Annotated in this window: 2 protein-coding genes; both read left to right on the top strand. The window is 74.7% G+C overall.

The window, feature by feature from the left end; translation table 11 throughout:
• On the top strand, positions 1 to 298 hold a 298-nt coding region (locus tag ACYVE9_RS28265; protein ID WP_461030732.1), incomplete at its 5' end, for a LysR substrate-binding domain-containing protein.
• 68 nt (positions 299 to 366) lie between these two features.
• Positions 367 to 849 carry an NUDIX domain-containing protein gene (locus ACYVE9_RS28260; RefSeq protein ID WP_461030731.1) on the top strand — a complete coding sequence of 161 codons (483 nt, stop codon included), beginning with the start codon at positions 367 to 369 and terminating at the stop codon, positions 847 to 849.
• Positions 850 to 999 lie beyond the last annotated feature (150 nt).

Raw genomic sequence — 999 nt, 5'->3', positions numbered from 1 at the left:
GCCGCTGCTCACCCACTACTGGGCCACCGTCTTCGACGCCGCGCCGCAGCGGTCAGCGGCGATCGTGGTGCCCGACCTGCGCGGCGTGCTGGAGTGCGTCGTCGCGGGCGCGGGCGTCGCCGTGCTGCCGCGCTACCTGTGCCGACCCGCCCAGGACGCCGGTGAGGCGGTGCCGCTGCTGGACCCGCCCGTGCCGCCGCTGCGCACGTACTTCCTGGCGGTGCGGGCCGGCACGCTGGCGCTGCCGCACATCTCGCGTGCCCACGAGTGGCTGCTGCGGGCCGCCGTCGACTGGTGAGACGGCACCCGCCGGGGCGCGGCCACCGGTGAGGTTTCGAAGCGGGCGCCGCGCGGCAGATTGCAGGCATGGCCGATGAACGTCCCGTGGTCAAGCGCACCGCCCGGGCGATCCTGCTCGACGGGGACGACATGCTCCTGATCAAGCGGACCAAGCCCGGACAGGAGCCCTACTGGATCACTCCCGGCGGCGGGGTGGAGCCGGCCGACAAGAGCGTCGTCGCCGCGCTGCACCGGGAGGTGGACGAGGAGCTCGGCGGCACCGTCGCCGACGTGGTGCCCGCCTTCGTCGACACCGTCGACCACCCCACCGAGCAGGCGCCGGACGGCGTGAAGGTGCAGCACTTCTTCGTCTGCCGACTGGAGTCGATGGACCTCTCCCGGCGCCACGGCCCGGAGGTCGACGAGCCGTGCGGCGAGTACGACTTCGTGCGGCTGCCCTTCACCCGCGAGGGGCTGGCCTCCGTCGAGGTGGTGCCGCCCTCACTCCGGGCCTACCTCACGGCCAACATCGAGGGGGTCCGGGCGCTGCTCGCCGACGACCTGGGCTGACGGGGCTGCCCAGGACCGGTCAGGACCGGGCCGGGCGGTCCAGGACCGGGCTGCCCCGGAGGCCATCGGCCCGGCGGTGCGGTCCGTGTCGCCGGCCTCCGGGACCACCGTCAGCCGAACCAGCCGTCGAACTGCGCCGGCTCGGCGGCG

The organism is Streptomyces sparsus (assembly GCF_054776295.1).
Note: the sequence above shows the minus strand (reverse complement) of the source record. Positions and strands in the feature narration are given on the sequence as shown.

Excerpts from the sequence above, each read along its gene's own strand:
- ACYVE9_RS28260 (WP_461030731.1), top strand. The coding sequence starts at position 367 with ATGGCCGATGAACGTCCCGTGGTCAAGCGCACCGCCCGGGCGATCCTG.